At 65.7% G+C, this 20,243-nt stretch carries 13 protein-coding genes; 6 read left to right on the forward strand and 7 right to left on the reverse strand.

Annotated features, from left to right (window positions below):
* Window positions 1–2: 2 nt before the first annotated feature.
* A complete protein-coding gene (locus tag BMY53_RS10695; RefSeq protein WP_092946340.1) occupies window positions 3–1,022 on the reverse strand; it encodes a Bug family tripartite tricarboxylate transporter substrate binding protein in 1,020 nt (339 codons plus the stop codon).
* A gap of 67 nt (window positions 1,023–1,089) precedes the next feature.
* On the opposite strand from BMY53_RS10695, the gene BMY53_RS10700 reads away from it, so the two are divergent.
* A complete protein-coding gene (locus tag BMY53_RS10700) occupies window positions 1,090–1,524 on the forward strand; it encodes an HIT family protein (RefSeq protein WP_092946342.1) in 435 nt (144 codons plus the stop codon).
* Between the two features lies 1 nt (window position 1,525).
* Here the strand turns inward: BMY53_RS10700 and BMY53_RS10705 are convergent, their stop codons facing one another.
* Window positions 1,526–1,978, reverse strand: coding sequence for a hypothetical protein (locus BMY53_RS10705; RefSeq protein WP_092946344.1), 453 nt, complete (start codon window positions 1,976–1,978; stop codon window positions 1,526–1,528).
* A gap of 441 nt (window positions 1,979–2,419) precedes the next feature.
* On the opposite strand from BMY53_RS10705, the gene BMY53_RS10710 reads away from it, so the two are divergent.
* Window positions 2,420–5,281, forward strand: coding sequence for a M16 family metallopeptidase (locus tag BMY53_RS10710; RefSeq protein ID WP_092946346.1), 2,862 nt, complete (start codon window positions 2,420–2,422; stop codon window positions 5,279–5,281).
* A 7-nt stretch (window positions 5,282–5,288) separates the two neighbouring features.
* On the opposite strand, the gene BMY53_RS10715 is transcribed toward BMY53_RS10710, so the two are convergent.
* The 4 genes from BMY53_RS10715 to BMY53_RS10730 form a co-directional block, all read right to left on the reverse strand.
* Window positions 5,289–7,355, reverse strand: coding sequence for a M3 family metallopeptidase (locus BMY53_RS10715; protein WP_092946348.1), 2,067 nt, complete (start codon window positions 7,353–7,355; stop codon window positions 5,289–5,291).
* Between the two features lie 220 nt (window positions 7,356–7,575).
* Window positions 7,576–8,436 (reverse strand): bifunctional methylenetetrahydrofolate dehydrogenase/methenyltetrahydrofolate cyclohydrolase FolD, encoded by an 861-nt coding sequence (gene folD, locus BMY53_RS10720; RefSeq protein WP_092946350.1) that lies wholly within the window; start codon window positions 8,434–8,436, stop codon window positions 7,576–7,578.
* A 72-nt stretch (window positions 8,437–8,508) separates the two neighbouring features.
* Window positions 8,509–9,135 (reverse strand): response regulator transcription factor, encoded by a 627-nt coding sequence (locus tag BMY53_RS10725; RefSeq protein ID WP_092946352.1) that lies wholly within the window; start codon window positions 9,133–9,135, stop codon window positions 8,509–8,511.
* Window positions 9,132–11,708 (reverse strand): PAS domain-containing sensor histidine kinase, encoded by a 2,577-nt coding sequence (locus BMY53_RS10730; RefSeq protein ID WP_092946354.1) that lies wholly within the window; start codon window positions 11,706–11,708, stop codon window positions 9,132–9,134. The genes BMY53_RS10725 and BMY53_RS10730 overlap by 4 nt, the downstream gene beginning before the upstream one ends.
* Window positions 11,709–12,005: 297 nt before the next feature.
* Here BMY53_RS10730 and aceE point away from each other — a divergent pair, with 297 nt between their 5' ends.
* From aceE to BMY53_RS10750, 4 genes are all read left to right on the forward strand, one after another.
* On the forward strand, window positions 12,006–14,711 hold the full coding sequence (gene aceE, locus BMY53_RS10735) for a pyruvate dehydrogenase (acetyl-transferring), homodimeric type (protein ID WP_092946356.1): 2,706 nt from the start codon (window positions 12,006–12,008) through the stop codon (window positions 14,709–14,711).
* Between the two features lie 23 nt (window positions 14,712–14,734).
* Window positions 14,735–16,462, forward strand: coding sequence for a dihydrolipoyllysine-residue acetyltransferase (gene aceF / locus BMY53_RS10740; protein WP_092946358.1), 1,728 nt, complete (start codon window positions 14,735–14,737; stop codon window positions 16,460–16,462).
* 115 nt (window positions 16,463–16,577) lie between these two features.
* On the forward strand, window positions 16,578–18,392 hold the full coding sequence (gene lpdA / locus BMY53_RS10745; protein ID WP_092946360.1) for a dihydrolipoyl dehydrogenase: 1,815 nt from the start codon (window positions 16,578–16,580) through the stop codon (window positions 18,390–18,392).
* A 10-nt stretch (window positions 18,393–18,402) separates the two neighbouring features.
* Window positions 18,403–19,284, forward strand: a complete 882-nt coding sequence (locus BMY53_RS10750; protein WP_092946362.1) for a delta(1)-pyrroline-2-carboxylate reductase family protein — start codon at window positions 18,403–18,405, stop codon at window positions 19,282–19,284.
* A 45-nt stretch (window positions 19,285–19,329) separates the two neighbouring features.
* Here BMY53_RS10750 and BMY53_RS10755 read toward each other — a convergent pair whose 3' ends face one another.
* Window positions 19,330–20,199 (reverse strand): HDOD domain-containing protein, encoded by an 870-nt coding sequence (locus BMY53_RS10755; protein ID WP_092946364.1) that lies wholly within the window; start codon window positions 20,197–20,199, stop codon window positions 19,330–19,332.
* Between the last annotated feature and the right edge of the window lie 44 nt (window positions 20,200–20,243).

Genomic DNA, 20,243 nt, shown 5'->3' on the forward strand with positions numbered 1-20,243 from the left:
GCCTACTCCGCGCTGATGCCGCGGCTGCGAATCAGCGCATGCCAGCGGGTCGTTTCCTGCTGGATGAAACGCGCCAGCGTGGCGCCGTCGGTGGGGGCCACCTCCAGGCCGTAGTCCTCCAGATGCGCCTTCAGTTCCGGCTCGGCCAGAGCCTTGGCCACATCGGTGCCCAGCCGCGTGGTGATGGCGTCCGGGGTGCCCTTGGGCACGAACAGGCCTTGCCAGGCGCTCACGTCCACGCCTTTCACCCCCACCTCGTCGAAGGTCGGCACCTCCGGCAAGGTGGCGATGCGTCGGGGTGACAGCACGGCCAGGGCCTTCAGCCGGCCGCTGCGCAGGTGGGGCAGTGCGGCCGCAGTGTCCAGGATGCCCATGGGCACCACGCCGCCGATCAGGTCCTGGGTCGCGAAGGCCGTTCCCCGGTAAGGCACATGCACGAGGTAGCTGTGGGTGCGGTCCTTCAGCAGCTCCATGGCCAGATGGTGCGGGCTGCCCACGCCGGGAGAGGCGTAGCTGTAATGGCCGGGCCGCGCCTGCACCTGCTGCAGCCATTGCTGCGCGGAACTGAAGCCGGCCTGGGCGTTGACCACCAGCAGCAGCGGGAAACGGGCCATGAAGGCCACCGGCGTGAAATCCGACGGGGCATAGGGCAGCTTCTTGTAGAGCGCCCCGTTGAACACCATGGCGCCGTTGTCTCCGGTCAGCAGGGTGTAGCCGTCCGGGGCGGACTTGGCGGCGTTGTCGGTGCCGATCACCCCGGCCGCACCGGGGCGGTTGTCGATGATGATGGTCTGCCCGAGTTGGCGGCCTAGCGCGGGGGCCAGTTGGCGGGCCAGGAAGTCGGAGCCGCCACCGGCCGGGTAGGCCACCACCCAGCGCAGCGGCTTGGCCGGCCAGGTCTCGGCCCGGGCCGCCAGCGGTACGGCTGCCGCAAGCCCACCAGGCAGCACCCGAGCCACCATGCTGGCGGCCGTGCCCACCATGAGAGATCTGCGTCGGGCATCGGGCTCGCGAACGGCCATGTGGCGCTCCTTGTCGGCTCAGCTAGAGTCGCCCGATCTTAGCCAGCGGCCTTGGCCGCCTCTCACCATGGAACACCCTGATTGCCCCTTGTGCCGCGACCCTGGCGGACTGTTGGTGGCCAGCGCACCGCGCTGGCGTGTCATTCGGGCCGCCGAGCCGGACTTCCCGGCCTTCTACCGTGTCATCTGGCAAGACCACGCGGCCGAGTTCAGTGACCTGTCGCCGACCGACCGGGAGGCCTGCATGGCCGTCGTCATCGCGGTGGAACAGGTGCTGCGGCAGGCGCTGACGCCCACCAAGATCAACCTCGCGACGCTGGGCAATGTGGTGCCGCATCTGCACTGGCATGTCATTGCACGCTTCGATTGGGACAGCCATTTCCCCAACCCGGTGTGGGGCGAACGCCGCCAGACGCTGGATACCGAAGCAGCGACGCGCCTGGCCGTGGCACTGCCGGAGCTGGATGCGCGTGTTCGCGAGGCCGTAGCGGCGCTGGCCTGAATCAATCCAGCAAGGCCATCCGCCGCACCGCAGCCGCAGGGTCGGACGAGGGCTCCTCATTGAGGAAGACCAACTGCATCACATACAACTGGTCCTGGCCTTCGGCGTTGCAGGCCAGTTGACGAACGGCACGGCGGACCTCGGTGCGGTATTCCATCGGGCCGCCACGCTGCTGAATTTCGCTGATTGCCGACCCGGACAGCCGGAAGGCCACGGTGGTGGTGCCCTCGCGTTGATGGCGCGCCTGGGCCACACCGAGCGAACGTGCCAGGGCGGCTTCAATGCCGGGGCAGGTGGCCCGCACGTTGGTGTGGATCTTCTCGGCGCCGCGACGCACGGTGACGACCACTCGGTCCAAATCGGTGGCGGCCTGGGCCAGGCCGGTGGACAGACCGGCGAAGGCGCCGGCCAGCACCAGAACGAGCGACGGAACGGACATGAGCTTGGTTTGCATGGTGGGAGCTCCTGGGCTGCGTTGAGTCGGGGCGCGCCACGGCATGTGGCGCGTTGATCGACCTTGGGCAGGTTAGGCAGCGGACCGACGTGCGCCAACCTGCAAGCGACCAAGCGTGTGTGCAAAGGGTTGCAGTGCGCGGCGAGAGCGATGAACTGCAGCTGGCAAGGATGACCCGCCTTGATGGCTGCTGCGCCGCAAGGCCCTAAGGAACACGAAGCACAGTGGCGCCACCTGTCCCCGGCTTGCGCGGCGTGCGGGCATCGCGCCCTTGGTGCGGGGCGTGACGACTTGGTGAACCATCCTGCAGGGGGGCGGGGGAAAACCCACTGAGAATCGGACGGTGACCCTACGCGACCCGGCCCTCCCCCGACGCTAACCCGATGCTGCAGGTTCGCCTGCTGCAATCCCGTCCCCCCAATCTTGAAGGAACTCCTCCGGATGACTGCTGCGCCTGTTGTTGCCAAGTCTGTGTTGCGCCCGTTTCGCGCCTCGTTGCCGACGGTGCTTGCCCTGGCGGCCTGCCTGGCCTGCGGGGCGCCCGCCTGGGCGCAGCGGCCGGCGCAGACCTCGCCGATCCGTGCCGCTGCCGAGCCCTCGACCGCCGCTGCCGGCCCCATCGCCCAAGTGGGACAGGCCCGGTTCATCCGCGAATTGGGCGGCATCTCGGAATACCGCCTGCCCAATGGGCTGCAGGTGCTGCTTTTTCCGGACGAGGCACAAAGCACCACCACGGTGAACATCACCTACCGGGTGGGCAGCCGGCATGAGTCGCCCGGTGAATACGGCATGGCCCATTTGCTGGAGCATCTGATGTTCAAGGGCACGCCGCGCCACCGCGCGGTGCCTGAGGCGTTTGCCCAGCGTGGCATGCGCTTCAACGGCACCACCACCACCGACCGCACCAACTACTTTGCCAATTTCAATGCGAACCCCAAGACCCTCGACTTCGCGCTGACCCTTGAGGCCGACCGCATGCTGAACAGCTTCATTGCCAAGTCCGACCTGGACAAGGAGATGACGGTGGTCCGCAATGAATTCGAGCGCGGGGAGAGCGAGCCTTTCGAGGTCTTGAGCAAGCGCGTGATGGGGGTTGCATATGACTGGCACAACTATGGGCACGACACCATGGGCCCCAAGAGTGACATCGAGAACGTCCCCATCGAGCACTTGAAGGCTTTCTACAAACGCTTCTACCGGCCGGACAACGCCACCTTGATGGTGGCGGGCCGGTTTGATGCACGGGCGACGCTGGCGCGCATCAGCCAGCTGTTCAGCCCCTTGCGCAATCCGGCCTCTCCGGTGCCCAAACCCTACACGGTGGAGCCGGCGCAGGACGGTGAGCGGACGGTGGTGGTGCGGCGGGTGGGCGGCCAGCCGGCGCTGATGGCTTATTACCATGTGCCGGCGATGGCACACCCGGACAGTGCGCCGTTGATGGTGCTGGGCATGCTGCTGTCCCTGGAGCCCAGCGGGCAGCTTTTCAAGGAACTGGTGCAGCCGAAGCTGGCGCTCTCGGCGGGCCTGGGTGGCCTGGGCGGTGCCGACCCTGGCGGCGTCCAGGCCTTCGCGGTGCTGCCGCCCGATGCCGACAAGGCCCTGGTGGAGCAGCGCCTGCTGGACATCGTGGAAGGACGCAACAGCCAGCCGTTTGAAGAATCCGAGCTGGTGCGCGTGCGTGAGCTGGCGTTGGCGGTCTATCGGGAACAGATGAAGGATCCAGAGGCGTTGATCCAGCAGATCTCCAGCATGGGCGCGACGGACTGGCGGCTGTTGTTCCAGCTGATGGAAGACATTCCGAAGGTGACGCTGGCGGACGTGGAGCGTGTGCGCCACGCTTATCTGCGACCGGCCAACCGGACCCTGGGGCGTTATCTTCCGGCGGCGCAGGTGGAGCGCGTAGAGATTCCGGCGGCTCCGCCACTGGATGCACGGCTGGCCGGCTTGCAGGGGCCGCCCAAGGTGGAGGCGGGTGAGCGTTTTGATCCGACGCCAGCACACCTGGCGGAGCGCACGTCCACCCGTCGCCTGCCTTCCGGCATTGAAGTCAGCACCTTGACCAAGCGCACCCGTGGCAACACGGTGCAGCTGCAATTGCAGCTGCGCTGGGGAGAGCGCAAGGAGACCTTCCAGCACCATGGCACCGACCTGGTCGGGCGGCTGATGGTGGAAGGCAGCGCCAGGCTCTCCAAGCAGGCCTTTCAGGACCGGCTGGTGCAGTTGCGGGCCGACCTGAACATCAGCAGCGGCGACCAGGGGGCGGTGCTGCAGATTTCCGCCGAGAAGGACACGCTGCTGGAGGTGCTGAAGATGGCGGCCGAAGTGATGCAGCACCCGCTGCTGCCCCAGGAAGCGTTCGACCGCGCCCTGAAGGCCGGGCTGGCGGGCCTGGAGGGTCAGCGGGAGGAGCTGGAGACGCTGCGGCAACTGGCGGTGCGGGACCACTACAACCGGGCGCGCGGGGTCGCGCTGGGAGACCCGGACTACTTGATGACCACCGATGAGCAAATCGCGATGCTGAAGGCCACGACGCTGGAGGCGGTGAAGGCCTTCCATGCCCGATATTGGTCGGCGAACCAGGCGCGGGTGGCGGTGGTCGGGGCGGTGCCGGAAGGGCTGGACGCTTCGATCGAGCAGCTGTTTGGTGGCTGGAAGAAGCCGGATGCGCCGACCTATGTGCGCTACATCGAGAAGGCGGACAAGATTCCGGCGGCGCGCTTTGATGCGCAGGCGCGAGACAAGGCCAACGCCGCGATGCGGTGGCGGCTGGACTTCGCGTTGAACGACCGGGACTCCGACTATCTGCCGCTGATGGTGGCAACGCACATTCTGGGCGGGGGCTCGATGGAGAGCCGGTTGTCGACCAGTGTGCGGCAGAAGGCCGGGTTGAGTTACGGGGTGGGGGCGTCGGTGTCGGTGGCCCATTTCGGGGACGATGCGGCGCTGGTCATTGGTGGCACGTTTGCGCCGCAGAACCGGGAGCAGGTGCTGGCGCTGGTGAAGGCCGAGCTGCTTCGAATGGGGACAGACGGCGTCACCGAGGCCGAGCTGTCACGGGCGAAGACGGACCTGCTGGAAGGCCTGCGGCAGGCGCGCGCGGACGATGCCCAGTTGGCCTCGGGGCTGCTCGTGATGGCCGACCAGGGGGAAGACTGGCGGCGGGAGTCCGAACGGGACGCCGCGATTCAGGCGCTGACCGTCAGCCAGGTGAATGCCGCCTGGCGCAAGTGGGTCAACGTGGATGGGTTTGTGGTGTCCACGGTGGGGGAGTTCAAGGACTTGCCCCACCCTGCAACACCCTGAGCGGAACTCAGGCCATCCCTTGATGCCGCAACAACGCATCAATCGATGGCTCCCGCCCCCGAAACGCCTTGAAGTTGTCCATGGCATCGCGCACGCTGCCCATGGACAAGATTTCATCGAGGTAGCGGCGGCCGGTGGCGGGGTTGAAGACGCCTTCTTCTTCAAATGCACTCCAGCAGTCAGCTGAAAGAACTTCGGCCCACTTGTAGCTGTAGTACCCCGCCGCATAGCCCCCCGCAAAGATGTGGGAGAAGCTGTGCTGGAACCGGTTGAACGCCGGCGGCCGATTGACCGAAACCTCCGCGCGCACGTCGTCCACCAACGCCTGAATGCGCTCTTCTGACCCAGGCTCAGCATGCAGGCGCATGTCGAAGAGGGCGAATTCGATCTGACGCAGTGTCTGCAGGCCGGCCTGGAAGTTCTTGGCTGCCAGCATCTTGTCGAACAGATCGCGCGGCAAGGACGCGCCCGTGTCCACATGGCTGGACAACTGCTGGATGACTTCCCACTCCCAGCAGAAGTTCTCCATGAACTGGCTCGGCAGTTCCACCGCATCCCACTCCACCCCGGAGATGCCGGACACGCCCAACTCCGCCACCTGCGTCAGCAGGTGGTGCAGGCCATGGCCGCATTCGTGGAAAAGCGTGATGACGTCGTCATGCGTCAGCAAGGCTGGCTTGCCGTCCGCCCCCTGCGGGAAATTGCAAACCAGATGCGCCACCGGAATCTGCTCCATCCCGGTGTTGGGCAGGTCCGGCCGCGTCCAGCGGCTGCGCACCTCATCCATCCAGGCACCCGGGCGCTTGCCGTTGCGGGCAAAGAGGTCCAGATATACCTGGCCGATCAGTTCACCGTTGCGACGCAGCTCACAGAACTGCACGCTTTCATGCCACACCGACGCCTGCGCCGGCACCAGCTGCACGCCAAAGAGCCGGTCCACGATGCGGAAGAGACCATCCAGCACCCGCGGTAAGGTCAGGTATTGGCGAACCTCCTGATCGGAGAAAGCGTAGCGCGCTTCCTTCAGTTTTTCGGACACATAGGCCAGGTCCCAGGCTTCCAGGGCCGGCATGCGCAAGGCTGCGCCGGCGAAATCACGCAGTTCGTCCAGATCACGCTGCGCATAAGGCTTGGCTCGCGCCGCCAGATCCAGCAGGAACTCAACCACCTGAGCCGGCGAGGTGGCCATCTTGGGCACCAGCGAGGCCTCAGCGAAGTTGCTGAACCCCAGCAGCTTCGATTCTTCCTGCCGCAAGGCCAGCAATTCACGCATCAACGAGCTGTTGTCGAACTCGGGCTTCTCAGCCAGCTCACTCGCCCGCGTCACATACGCACGGTAAAGGCGCTCACGTAGTGCGCGGTCTTCCGCGTACTGCATCACCGGCATGTAGACCGGGAAATGCAGCGTCAACTTGAAGCCCTCGCGGCCGTCCTTCTCCGCCGCTGCACGCGCATTGGCCTGCACATCCGGCGGCACACCCTGCAGTTCTTCCGCCGTGGCGAAATGGCTCCAGCCGTCCGTCGCATCCATCACATGCTCGGAGAATGCCTGGGCAATTTCCGCGCTGCGCTCCTGGATCTTGGCGAAACGCTCTTTGGCTTCACCCGAGAGCTCGGCCCCGGACAGCACAAAGTCGCGAATGGCATGCTTGAGCAATTGCCGCCGCTCCGGGCTCAAGCCTTCGCTGGCAGCAATGGCCTTGTACTTGGCGTAGAGCGCTTCATTGGCGCCCAGCCCGGTGTAGAACTCGGTGACCGCCGGCAGCACCGCGTTGTAGGCCTCGCGCAACGCCGGGGTATTGGCCACCGCGTTGATATGCCCCACCGCACCCCAGGCCGTCCCCAGACGCTCGGTGGCGACGTTGAGTACGCGGGAGAGTGATTCATAGTCGGCTGGGGCATCCGGTGCCGTCACCAGCGCCAGCGCCTCGCGCGCCTGCTCCAGCAGCTCGCTGATGGCCGGTTGTATATGCGCCGGCTGGATGGCCGCGAAATCGGGCAGCGACGCGGTGGAGAGCAGGGGGTTGGGGGCCGTGTCGGAAACAACGGCCGGGGAAGCAGCATTGACGTCCATGCAATCCTCTGGAAACTGAGCCAGGTGAGATGCCCAAGTGTCTCAGCGTTTGAGGCGGCGACAACCGTGGGGTTTCTATCCGCCCGCCCCTTGGCCCGACCGGTCGGCCCTCGTGACCAACCTCGACCTGACCTTGCAACTGTCTCATCTGAGGGCGGGTCATGCCGCTTCAAGCGGCATGCCAGCACCCCCTGCCTCGGGGGCAGGGGCGGGGAGGCGATCAGGCGCGCGCCGACGCGGCCCGCTCTGCGGATTCCATGGTGTTGACCAGCAGCATGGTGATGGTCATCGGGCCCACCCCGCCGGGCACCGGCGTGATCCAGCCCGCCACCTCGCGCACGCCGGCAAAGTCCACGTCACCGCAGAGTTTGCCGTCCTCCGTACGGTTCATGCCCACGTCCAGCACCACCGCGCCGGGCTTGACCATGTCCGCCGTCAGTACATTACGCTTGCCGACCGCTGCCACCACGATGTCGGCCTGGCGCGTGAAGTGCGCCAGGTCGGGTGTGGCGCTGTGGCACACTGTGACCGTGGCATTGGCCTGCAGCAGCAGCATTGCCATGGGCTTGCCCACGATGTTGCTGCGGCCGATGACCACTGCATGCTTGCCCTTGATGTCGTAGCCGATGTACTCCAGCATTTTCATGCAGCCATAGGGCGTGCAGGGCTTGAAGCCTTCCTGGCCGACCATCAGCGCGCCCGCGCTGGCCAGGTGGAAGCCGTCCACGTCCTTTTCCGGCGCAATGGCCTCGATCACCTTGTGTGAATCGATATGCGCCGGCAGCGGCAGTTGCACCAGGATGCCGTGGATGGACGGGTCGCGGTTCAGCGCGTCCACACGGGCCAGCAGCTCGGCCTCCGACATCGTGGCCTCGTATTTCTCCAGCACCGAATGCAGGCCGGCTTCCTCGCAGGCCTTCACCTTGTTGCGCACATAGACCTGGCTTGCCGGGTTGTCTCCCACCAGCACCACGGCCAGCCCGGGCTTCACACCCTGAGCCGTGAGTGCGGCGGCGCGGGCGGCCACCTCGCCACGAAGCTTCTTGGACAGCGCGTTGCCGTCGATCAGTTGTGCGGTCATGGGAAAACTCCAGGTACTCCAGAAAGCAAAAGAGGCCGCTGATCCAGCGGCCTCGGGAATGTGCGGTCAGCGTCAGCCGGCCTTGGCGGTCGCGCCCAGCGCGATCTTGAGCAGGTCCGCCACGGTGTTGGCGTTGAGCTTCTCCATGATGTTGGCGCGGTGCGCCTCCACCGTCTTGATGCTGATGCCCAGGTCGTCCGCGATCTGCTTGTTCAGGCGGCCCGCGACGATGCGTTCCAGCACCTGCGCTTCACGCGTGGTCAGGCGGGACAGCAAGGCATCCCGGCTGGCAGCTTCCTGCTGCGTGGTGAAGGCGCCACGGGCTTGATCGAGCATGCGCTCCACCAGGCTCAGCAGTTCCTCTTCCTTGAACGGCTTCTCGATGAAATCGACGGCGCCCTTCTTCATGGTCTGCACCGCCATGGGCACGTCGCCGTGACCCGTGATGAAGACGATGGGCAATGGGCTCTTGCGTTCCAGCAGCTTGTCCTGCAGGTCCAGGCCACTCATGCCCTCCATACGGATGTCGGCAATGAGGCAGGCCACTTCGCGCGGGTCGTAACGGCTCAGGAACGACTCGGCAGAGTCGTAGCACTTGACCCGGTAATCCTTGCCTTCCAGCAACCACTGGAGGGAGTCACGCACGGCCTCATCATCGTCAACAACGTAGACAGTACCCTTCTTCGGAATCAGGCTCATGGTGTTGCGGCAGTGTTGTGAGCAGTCCCTTCGTCCTTGTCATGAACTTTGTCATGCAAGGTGGACTCGGGTCGCGGAATATCCACGGGGATCGTGAATGCGAAACGGCACCCGACGATGGCTGCCCCATTGTATAAGTTCTCGGCCCGTATCCTGCCTTGATGCGACTCAATGATGGACCGGCATAACCCTAGTCCGATACCCAATCCATCGGCTTTGGTCGAGAAAAATGCTTCGTACATGCGTTCGATGACTTCTTCGGGCAATCCCGGGCCCATGTCCGTCACCGAGAACTCGATATTGGCGCCCAGTTCCGCTGTGTGTTTGGGCACCACCCGCAACTCGATGTGGCGGCGCGACGGGGGCAGGGCGGCGTTGTCAATCGCTTCTGCCGCGTTCTTCAACAGGTTGAGCAGCACCTGCTCGATCAGGATGGGGTCCACCCGCATGACCGGCAGCCGCTGCGCCACGTAGGTGTGGATCTGCACGTTGCGCCGGCGCAGCTCGATGCCGGCCAACTCCACCGAGTCCTCCACGATGGAGGCGGCAAACGCCGGCTGCCGCTGCGGTTCGCTCTTCTTCACGAAGGCACGGATGCGGTGGATGATCTGGCCAGCACGCTGCGCCTGCTTGGCGGTCTTCTCCAGCGCCGCCATCAGGTCTTCCTTGCGGATGTTGTCGCCGCGCACGCGCGAGAGCATGCCGTTGCAGTAGTTGCTGATGGCGGTGAGCGGCTGGTTCAACTCGTGGGCCACGCTGGAGGCCATCTCACCCATGGTGATCAGCCGGCTGGTGACCTGCGCCTTCTCCGCCTGCTGCTGCTGCTGCGCCTCGGCATGACGGCGCGCGGTGATGTCGGTGGCGATCAGCATCTGCGCCAGCCGGCCGTCCGTCCACTGCAGATAACGGGCGCGCACGTCGAACCACATGTCCAGCTGGGCAATGAACACCTCGCGGGAGTCGGCGCCGATTTCGGTCAGGTGCTGCGGGGGCAGGCCGTTGAAATCGTCACCCTCCTCTTCGGGCTCTTCCTTGGCGGTGACCCCCAGTTGGGACCCGGCCAGCATGGCGTGTCCCTTGGGGTCGGCACCGAACCACAGCCGGTAGCTGCGATTGGCAAACAGCAGTTCGCCCTGTTGCACCGACAACACGGACACCGCCGCGTCCAGCCCCTCCAGCACGGTCGTGAAGCGCTCATGCGACGCGGACAGCTGGTCGCGCACCCGCTTGGCCTCGGTGATGTTGGTCATCGAGGTCATCCAGCCGTTCTGCTTGCCCTTGGGGTCGATCAGGGGCGAGACATACATGCGGGCATCGAAGATGCTGCCGTCCTTGCGCATCACCTTCACCTCGGAGCCTCCGGCGGGGCTGCGGCCCTGCATCTCCTGCTGCAGCAGGCGCACGTTCTCTTCGTAGCGGTCCGGCGGCCAGTAGGGGAAGGGCGGCTTGCGGCCGATCAACTCGTGCTCCGCAAATCCGGTCATCGCGCAGAAGGCGGGGTTCACATAGCTGATGCGGGTGTCCAGGTCCATGGCCCGCATGCCGGTGAGCATGGAGTTCTCCATGGCGCGCCGGAAGTTGGTCTCGGCCGCCAGCGCGTTCTGCACCTGCGCACGCCGGCGCATGTGCTTCCAGGTGCCCAGCAGCATCCAGACCGTCAGCACCGACAGCGCCATCACCATCCAGAACAGCGTGTTGGAGATCAGGCCGATGGACGTGCGGTAGCCCTGGCCGCGCAACACCAGCCCCGGCGCCGGTGCCATGGGCACCTCGTAATAGATGGGCGCGCGCGTCAGGCGCCGGCCCGGCATGGGGGTGACGGTGCTGGCCACCACCTGCTCGCGAGGGTCCAGCACGGCCATGGCGTGGCGGTTGGTGACCTCGGTCGGAACGGCATAACGCACCAGCGCCTCCACCGCATACTCCACCACCAGCACGCCGCCGAAGCCGTTGCGGTCGCTCAGGGGCAGCTGCAGCTGAAAGACGATGGTGCCGTTGGCGTCTGGGAAGGGGCCGGAGTAGACCCGCAGCCGCCGGTCCCGCGCGGCCTGGAAGGCTTTCTCTGGTTCGCTGTTGGTGTGGCCATTGGGCATGGACGGGTCGCCACCGTCCACCGTCATCAGCGTCTCGGCCTGGTCCCCGATGGCTGCGATGCTGGCGCGCCGCTCACGCCGCTGGTTGATCCAGGAGATGTGGGTGATCTCGGGCCGGTTGCGGGCGATGGTGATGGCGCGCTGGCTGAATTCCAGCTGGTCCATGGCGCGGGTGGTGATGTCGCGCTGCAGGAGGATCAATTGATCCTCGTTGTCAATCAGCCGGGAGCGGATCAACTGCTGCGCCATCTCGGTGTCACGCTTGACGGCCTCGGCCTCGCGTTCGATTTCCTCGTTGCGCAAATACCAGAAGGCCGAAACGATGGCCGCCAGGAACAGCAGCACCGACAGCAGCGGGCCCAATGTGGCAAAGCGGTCCTGACGCGAGGGTGACTGCCGCCGCCACCAGGTGGCGACCAGGCGTTGGGTGGGTGTCAGGGCGCGGCGAAAGTAGCCTTGGACATCGAGGCGGGACAGCATGCGATTCATTATCCCGGGCGGCAGGGGTGTCCCCGACCCACCAGGCTTGGTGCATTCCCTGATCGGCGTACAGCGTCCGGCCGCCATCGCCAGGCGCCCCGAAGTGTTCGATAAATTTCACAGAGTGAAATCGCGTCGCGCTATTTGGAAAATTCCTGGCTTATGCGAAACTCCGCCGCCATGGCCTTTTGATCCAGGGGCCTCACTCTTTCGGCAGGTGCCGTGGCGAGTGCATTTGCCTAAGCTAGTAGATGTTTGGCCAGGTCCGCCCGGCCTTTAAGAACAGGAGACAACACCATGTCCGCGCAGCCCCAGTCCTTCCTAGGCGCAGCCGCCAATGACACCGATGCTCTCGAGACCAAGGAGTGGCTGGACGCACTGTCCGCCGTCATTGGCGCCGAGGGTGATGACCGTGCCCATTTCCTGCTGGAAACGCTGATCGACCATGCCCGCCAGGCCGGCATCGATGTTCCGTTCTCCGCCAACACGGCCTACGTCAACACCATCCCCACCGACCAGGAAGAACGCTTCCCGGGCAACATCGACATGGAAGAGCGCCTGCGCGCCTTCATGCGCTGGAACGCCATGGCCATGGTGGTGCGTGCCAACCGCCTGCACCCCGAAGACGGCGGTGACCTGGGCGGCCACATCTCCAGCTTTGCCTCGCTGGCCACCATGCTGGGCTGTGGCTTCAACCACTTCTGGCATGGCGACGACGGCGTGCACGGCGGCGACCTGCTCTACATCCAGGGCCATAGCGCCCCCGGCATCTATGCCCGCGCCTTCCTGGAAGGCCGCATCACCGAAGACCAGCTGAACAACTTCCGCCAGGAAGTCGACGGCCAGGGCCTGTCCAGCTACCCGCATCCGAAGCTGATGCCGGAGTTCTGGCAGTTCCCCACCGTCTCCATGGGCCTGGGCCCGTTGATGGCCATCTACCAGGCCCGCTTCCTGAAGTACCTGCATGCTCGCGGCATTGCCGACACGTCCAAGCGCAAGGTCTGGGTGTTCCTGGGCGACGGGGAAATGGACGAGCCGGAATCCCTGGGCGCCATCGGCCTGGCCGCGCGCGAGAAGCTGGACAACCTGATCTTTGTCGTCAATTGCAACCTGCAGCGCCTGGACGGCCCGGTGCGTGGCAACGGCAAGATCATCCAGGAATTGGAAGGTGAGTTCCGTGGTGCCGGCTGGAATGTCATCAAGCTGATCTGGGGCTCCTACTGGGACCCGTTGCTGGCCCGCGACAAGCAGGAACTGCTGCGCAAGGTCATGATGGAAACGCTGGACGGCGACTACCAGGCCTACAAGGCCAATGATGGCGCATTCGTTCGCAAGCACTTCTTCGGCAAGCATCCCGAGCTGCTGAAGATGGTGGAGAACATGAGCGATGAGGACATCTGGCGCCTGAACCGTGGCGGCCATGATCCGCAGAAGGTCTATGCGGCCTACCACCGCGCGGTCAACACCGTGGGCCAGCCCACCGTCATGCTGATCAAGACCGTCAAGGGCTACGGCATGGGCAAGATCGGTGAAGGCAAGAACACCGCTCACCAGACCAAGAAGCTCCAGGACGAGGACATCAAGGCCTTCCGCGACCGCTTCAACATCCCCATTCCCGATTCGGAACTGGCCAAGATCCCGTTCTACAAGCCGGCCGAAGACACGCCGGAAATGCAATACCTGCAGGAACGCCGCAAGGCCCTGGGCGGCTACCTGCCCAAGCGCCGTCCGCAGGCCGAGGAATCGCTGAAGGTGCCGGACCTGGCCACCTTCCAGGCCGTGCTGGATCCGACCGCCGAGGGTCGCGAGATCTCCACCACCCAGGCTTATGTCCGCTTCCTGACCACGCTGCTGCGTGACAAGGAACTGGGCCCCCGTACCGTGCCCATCCTGGTGGACGAGGCGCGCACCTTCGGCATGGAAGGCCTGTTCCGCCAGATCGGCATCTACAACCCCAAGGGTCAGCTCTACACCCCGGTCGACAAGGACCAGGTGATGTACTACCGCGAAGACGTCGCGGGCCAGATCCTGCAGGAAGGCATCAACGAAGCCGGCGGCATGGCCAGCTGGATTGCCGCGGCCACCTCGTACTCGACGAACAACCGGGTCATGATCCCGTTCTACGTCTACTACTCGATGTTCGGCTTCCAGCGCATCGGCGACCTGGCCTGGGCGGCGGGCGACATGCAGGCCCGTGGCTTCCTGCTGGGCGGCACGTCCGGCCGGACCACCCTGAACGGCGAAGGCCTGCAGCACGAGGACGGCCACAGCCATATCCTGGCCGGCACCATCCCCAACTGCATCAGCTACGACCCCACCTTCGCCCATGAAGTGGCCGTCATCCTGCACTCCGGCCTCAAGCGCATGGTCGAGAACCAGGAAAACATCTACTTCTACATCACCCTGCTCAACGAGAACTACCCGATGCCCGGCCTGAAGGCCGGCACCGAGGAACAGATCCTCAAGGGCATGTACCTGCTGGAAGACGCGGCCCAGAAGCCGCTGACGGTGAACCTGCTGGGCTCCGGCACCATCCTGCGCGAAAGCCAGGCGGCCAAGAAGCTGCTGGAAGAAGAGTGGGGCGTGGGCGCCAATGTCTGGAGCTGCCCCAGCTTCAACGAACTGGCGCGCGACGGCCAGAACGCCGAGCGCTGGAACCTGCTGCACCCGACCGAGCTGGCCTGCGTGCCGTATGTGACGCAGCAACTGAGCAAGGTGCAGGGGCCGGTGATTGCTTCGACGGACTACATGAAGAGCTACGCCGAGCAGATCCGCGCCTACATCCCGGCGGGCCGCAGCTACAAGGTGCTGGGCACGGACGGCTTCGGCCGCAGTGACTTCCGCTCCAAGCTGCGCGAGCACTTCGAGATCAACCGTCACTACATCGTGGTGGCGGCGCTCAAGAGCTTGGCCGACGAAGGCAAGATCCCTGCGACCAAGGTGGCTGAAGCGATCCAGAAGTACGGCATCAAGGCCGACAAGATCAATCCTCTGTACGCCTGAGCGCAGACCCGGAGACAAGACAAATGGCATTGGTTGAAGTCAAGGTTCCCGACATCGGGGACTTCAGCGAAGTCGCGATCATCGAACTGCTGGTCAAACCCGGCGACACGGTGAAGGCGGAGCAGAGCCTGATCACCGTGGAAAGCGACAAGGCGTCGATGGAGATTCCCTCCTCGCATGCCGGCGTGGTGAAGGAGCTCAAGGTCAAGCTGGGCGACAAGATCGCCGAAGGCGCCGTGATCCTGGTGCTGGAGTCGGCCGATGCCGGCGCCGCAGCGCCTGCCCCGGCGCCCACCCCCGCTGCGGCGCCTGCCGCTGCAGCACCGGCGGCGCAAGCGTCCGCCCCAGCACCCGCACCCGCACCCGCACCCGTGGCAGCCCCGGCCGCCTCGGCGGGCCCGGTCACCATCGTGATCCCCGACATCGGTGATTTCGACGAAGTCGCCGTCATCGAGGTGCTGGTCAAGGTGGGCGACACCGTCAAGGTGGAGCAGAGCCTGATCACCGTCGAGAGCGACAAGGCCTCGATGGAGATTCCGTCCTCTCACGCCGGCGTGGTGAAGGAACTGACGGTCAAGCTGGGCGACAAGGTTGCCAAGGGCTCGGCCATCGCCGTGATTGAAGCGACTGGCGGTGCCAGCGCTCCGGCCGCCACCCCTGCAGCCGCTGCAGCGGCACCGGCGCCCGCCACCGCCAGTGCGCCGGCCCCCGCCGCAGCAGCTCCGGCGGCCGCAACGCCGTCCGCCGAGCGCCAGGTGCCGACCGCCGCGCTGCCGCCGCACGAACCCACCGCGCCCAAGGGCCAACTGCCTCACGCCTCGCCCTCCATCCGCAAGCTGGCGCGCGAACTGGGCGTGCCGCTGGAAGAGGTCAAGGGCTCCGGTGCCAAGGGTCGCATCACCGAAACCGATGTGCAGGGCTTCGTCAAGGCCGTGATGGCCGGCTCGGTGCAGACCGCTGCGCAGAAGTCCGCCGCGCCGGCCGGTGCGGGTGGTGGCGGTGCCTTCCCGGGTCTGCTGCCCTGGCCCAAGGTCGACTTCGAGAAGTTCGGCCCGATCGAGCGCAAGGACCTGACGCGCATCAAGCGCATCAGCGGCGCCAACCTGCATCGCAACTGGGTCACCATCCCTCACGTCACCAACCATGACGATGCGGACATCACCGAGCTGGAAGCCTTCCGCGTTCAACTGAACAAGGAAAACGAGAAGTCCGGCGTCAAGGTGACGATGCTGGCCTTCATGATCAAGGCGACCGTGGCGGCGCTGAAGAAGTTCCCCGAGTTCAATGCCTCGCTGGATGGCACGGGTGACCACGCGCAGTTGGTGCTGAAGAACTACTTCCACATCGGCTTTGCGGCTGACACGCCCACCGGGCTGGTCGTGCCGGTGATCCGTGACGCGGACAAGAAGGGTATCTTCCAGATCAGCCAGGAAATGTCCGAGCTGGCCAAGAAGGCCCGTGACGGCAAGCTGTCGCCGGCCGACATGACTGGTGGCTGCTTCTCGATCTCGTCGCTGGGCGGCATTGGCGGTACCTACTTCACCCCCATCATCAATGCGCCGGAAGTGGCCATCATGGGTGTGTGCAAGAGCGTGACGCGTCCGGTCTGGGACGGCAAGCAGTTCGCGCCGCGCCTGATCCTGCCGCTGTCGCTGAGCTGGGACCACCGCGTGATCGACGGCGCTGCGGCTGCCCGCTTCAACGTCTACTTCGCTCAACTGCTCGGGGACTTCCGCCGCATCGTCCTCTGATGAGGATGTGAGCACCCGGTGGCGGGGTACCGCCACCACCCGCTCGGCGGGTGCCCCGCTGCCCTCGGCAGCCAGGCACCTGCCGGGAGGCACTAAATACGATTGAGAGACAGCTATGGCATTGGTAGAAGTCAAAGTCCCTGACATCGGTGATTTCAAGGACGTTGCGATCATCGAAGTCCTGGTGAAGCCGGGCGACACGGTGAAGGCCGAGCAGAGCCTGGTGACCGTGGAAAGCGACAAGGCGTCGATGGAGATTCCGTCGTCCGCCGCAGGTGTGGTCAAGGAACTCAAGGTCAAGCTGGGCGACAAGCTCAACCAGGGTGACCTGCTCGTGACGCTGGAGAGCGACACGGCCGCTGCGCCGGCGCCCGCCGCAGCGCCTGCGCCCGCTGCTGCCGCAGCACCAGCCGCCCCGGCTGCTGCACCAGCTCAAGCCTCCGCCCCCCAAGCCGCCACCTACGCCGGCAGCGCCGACGCTGAATTCGACGTGATCGTGCTGGGCAGCGGCCCTGGCGGTTATTCCGCCGCCTTCCGCGCCGCTGACCTGGGCCTGAAGGTCGCCCTGATCGAGCGCTACACCACCCTGGGCGGTGTGTGCCTGAACGTGGGTTGCATCCCCTCCAAGGCGCTGCTGCACGTGGCCGCGGTGATGGACGAGGTCAAGCACTTCGCTGACCTGGGCGTCGAATACGGCGAACCCACCGTGGAGCTGCCCAAGCTGCTCACCCACAAGCAGAAGGTCGTCGGCAAGCTCACCAAGGGCCTGGACATGATGGCCAAGATGCGCAAGGTGACGGTGGTGCGTGGCTACGGCACGTTGCTGGATGCGCACCATCTGTCGGTCGAAGAGACGGGCGGTGCCGGTCAGGAACGCACCGGCAAGACCCAGACGCTGAAGTTCAAGACGATCATCCTCGCTGCAGGCTCGCAGGCCGTGCGTCTGCCCTTCATGCCGAAGGACCCGCGCGTGATCGACTCGACCGGTGCGCTGGAACTCGACAGCAAGCCCAAGCGCATGCTGATCGTGGGCGGCGGCATCATCGGTCTGGAAATGGGCACGGTCTACTCCACGCTGGGCGCCCGCCTGGACGTGGTGGAAATGCTGCCCACGCTGATGACCGGCGCTGACCGTGATCTGGTCAAGGTGTGGCAGAAGATGAACGCGCCGCGCTTCGACAACATCATGCTGAACACCAAGACGGTGTCGGCAGAAGCCACGCCGGAAGGCATCAAGGTGAGCTTTGAAGGCGAGGGCGCCCCGAAGGAGCCGCAGGTGTACGACCTGGTGCTGCAGGCGGTGGGCCGCAGCCCCAACGGCAAGAAGATCGGCGCGGACAAGGCCGGTGTCATCGTCAGCGACCGCGGGTTCATCCCGGTGGACGTGCAGATGCGCACCAACGTGCCCCACATCTTCGCCATCGGCGACATCGTCGGCCAGCCCATGCTGGCGCACAAGGCCGTGCATGAAGGCCATGTGGCGGCGGAAGTCATCGCCGGTGAACTGTTGGGTGACGAGGCGCTGGCCAAGTCCCGTTTCGATGCCCGCGTGATCCCCAGCGTGGCCTACACCGATCCGGAAGTGGCCTGGGTGGGCGTGACCGAGGACGAGGCCAAGGCCCGTGGCATCAAGTTCAAGAAGGGCCTGCTGCCCTGGAATGCCTCCGGCCGCGCCATTGCCAACAACCGTGATGAAGGCTTCACCAAACTGCTGTTTGATGAAGAGACGCATCGCATCATCGGTGGCGGCATCGTCGGCACCCATGCGGGCGACATGATCGGCGAGATCGCGCTGGCCATCGAGATGGGCGCGGACGCGGTGGATATCGGCAAGACCATCCACCCGCACCCGACCCTGGGCGAAAGCATCGGCCTGGCCGCCGAGGTGGCACACGGCTCTTGCACGGACGTCCCGCCTCCGCGGAAGTAAGCGCCGCACCATGCAAGTGCTGGACGGAGCGGCCACCGCGCGTGCCCTGCCTTGGGCACTGCTGATGGAAGAGGTGGCGCAGGTCTGCCGCGAGCATCGCGAAGGGCGCCTGGTCTGCCCGCCGCGCCATGTGCTGCCCCTGCGCCAGGACGGTGTGCTGCTGGTGATGCCCTGCATGAGCGACACGCTGACCATCACCAAGCTGGTGAGCGTGCATCCGCTCAACGCCTCGCTGGGCTTGCCCACGATCTCGGGTGAGGTGGTGGCGCTGGACAGCCGCACTGGCCAGCGCCTGGCCGTGCTGGACGGCCCGATGTTGACGGCCCGCCGCACGGCTGCCGTCACCTTGCTGGCGGTGCAGCATCTGGCCCGGCGTGCACCGCGCCGGGTGCTGGTGGTCGGTGGGGGGGTACAGGCCCACAGCCATGTACAGGCCCTGCAGTCCGTGCATCCGCAGGCCACGATTCATGTGCAGGGGCACCAGGGGGTGCCTGCCTTTGTGGAGCAGCTGGGCGTTGAACCGCTGCCGCCCGAATCACAGGGGCGCCATGACTGGGACCTGATCATCTGCGCCACCACCAGCCGCGTGCCGGTGCTGCGTCCTGGCGTGGGTGAAGGGGCCCTGGTGGTCGGCGTAGGCGCCTTCCGGGAGGACATGGTGGAGTTGCCCCCCGAGCTGCTGCGCGGGGCTCAGGTCTGGGTCGACGATCCGGTGGGCGCGCAGGCGGAGGCCGGCGACCTGATGGCGGCGGGACTGTTTGAGCCGCAGGCCTCGCTGGACGACCTGGTGGCCGGTCAACGGCCGGTGGAGGATGGTCGCACCCGCATCTTCAAGAGCGTGGGTTGCGCCCGCTGGGACCTGGCCGCGGCACGGGTGGCCGTGCGGGTCTGAGGTGGCGCGAGGCGGCGGCGCCAGCCGGCCCCCCATGCGGCGGGGTCAAGCCTCGTCCAGCAAGGGCCGCAGCGTGTCGTCCCACTGTTCCAGATCTTCATCCGTCAGGTGCAGCCAGGCCAGTGCGGCTTCACGGTTGGCGGCCCAGTCGGCGTCCTCGTCCAGCCCTTCATGCTGGCGCATGAGGTGCTCGGAGATCACACCGGCAGCGATCAGGCTGCGCACCTCGGGCTCCACACTGTCGTCGCCCAGGGCGTCGAAGTCGTGATGCAGGCGGATGGCCATCATCAGCTCCGGCGCCAGGTGCCAGACCTTGACCACCAGCGCCCCCACCACGGCGTGGTCGGTGCGGTGGTTGGCGTTCTCGGTGGCGATGAAGGGGCGGTCGATCCGGGCCCCGGCTTCCACCATGGTGGCGCCATAACCGCGCACGCTTTGCAGCAAGACCGGCATGCCGACATGGCAGAACAAGCCATAGCTGTAGGCCAGGTCGCCCCGCATGCCGGGCAGCTGCCTGGCGATGAAGGCCATGGCCACCGCGCGCTTGGTGGAGCGTTGCCAGAAACGGGACAGGTGCGGGCTGTTCACCGGGATGGCGTGGCGAACCAGAAAGGCCTGCATCAGCGCCGCACTCTCATCCAGGCCGATGCGGTACATGGCCTGCCCGACCGTGGTGCAAGGCACGTTGCCTGCCACCAGATGCAACGGACTGTTCGCCACACGCAGGAGCGTGGCGGACATGGCCACGTCGGCGGCGGCGATCCGCCCGACTGCGTCGAGATCGGGTTGCGGATGCGCCGACATGGCCTCCCGCAGGCGGCTCAGCAGTTCGGGGCAGGGGGGGATCTGGATCTGGCGCAGCGGGCCGTTGGCACGGGCGCGGTCCAGTTCCTGGTGGACGGCTTGTGTCTTCATGATGCTTCTGTTGCTGATTATCTCGTCGGCTTTCGGAGCCCGAC

It is taken from the genome of Roseateles sp. YR242, from assembly GCF_900109745.1.
Taxonomy (GTDB): domain Bacteria; phylum Pseudomonadota; class Gammaproteobacteria; order Burkholderiales; family Burkholderiaceae_C; genus Roseateles.

Coding starts and splice junctions, on each gene's coding strand:
- BMY53_RS10730 (WP_092946354.1), bottom strand. CDS start 11,708: ATGCTGTCCCGCCTCGATGTCCAAGGCTACTTTCGCCGCGCCCTGACA.
- aceE (WP_092946356.1), top strand. CDS start 12,006: ATGTCCGCGCAGCCCCAGTCCTTCCTAGGCGCAGCCGCCAATGACACC.
- aceF (WP_092946358.1), top strand. CDS start 14,735: ATGGCATTGGTTGAAGTCAAGGTTCCCGACATCGGGGACTTCAGCGAA.
- BMY53_RS10700 (WP_092946342.1), top strand. CDS start 1,090: ATGGAACACCCTGATTGCCCCTTGTGCCGCGACCCTGGCGGACTGTTG.
- BMY53_RS10695 (WP_092946340.1), bottom strand. CDS start 1,022: ATGGCCGTTCGCGAGCCCGATGCCCGACGCAGATCTCTCATGGTGGGC.
- BMY53_RS10755 (WP_092946364.1), bottom strand. CDS start 20,199: ATGAAGACACAAGCCGTCCACCAGGAACTGGACCGCGCCCGTGCCAAC.
- BMY53_RS10750 (WP_092946362.1), top strand. CDS start 18,403: ATGCAAGTGCTGGACGGAGCGGCCACCGCGCGTGCCCTGCCTTGGGCA.
- BMY53_RS10705 (WP_092946344.1), bottom strand. CDS start 1,978: ATGCAAACCAAGCTCATGTCCGTTCCGTCGCTCGTTCTGGTGCTGGCC.
- BMY53_RS10725 (WP_092946352.1), bottom strand. CDS start 9,135: ATGAGCCTGATTCCGAAGAAGGGTACTGTCTACGTTGTTGACGATGAT.
- BMY53_RS10715 (WP_092946348.1), bottom strand. CDS start 7,355: ATGGACGTCAATGCTGCTTCCCCGGCCGTTGTTTCCGACACGGCCCCC.
- folD (WP_092946350.1), bottom strand. CDS start 8,436: ATGACCGCACAACTGATCGACGGCAACGCGCTGTCCAAGAAGCTTCGT.
- lpdA (WP_092946360.1), top strand. CDS start 16,578: ATGGCATTGGTAGAAGTCAAAGTCCCTGACATCGGTGATTTCAAGGAC.
- BMY53_RS10710 (WP_092946346.1), top strand. CDS start 2,420: ATGACTGCTGCGCCTGTTGTTGCCAAGTCTGTGTTGCGCCCGTTTCGC.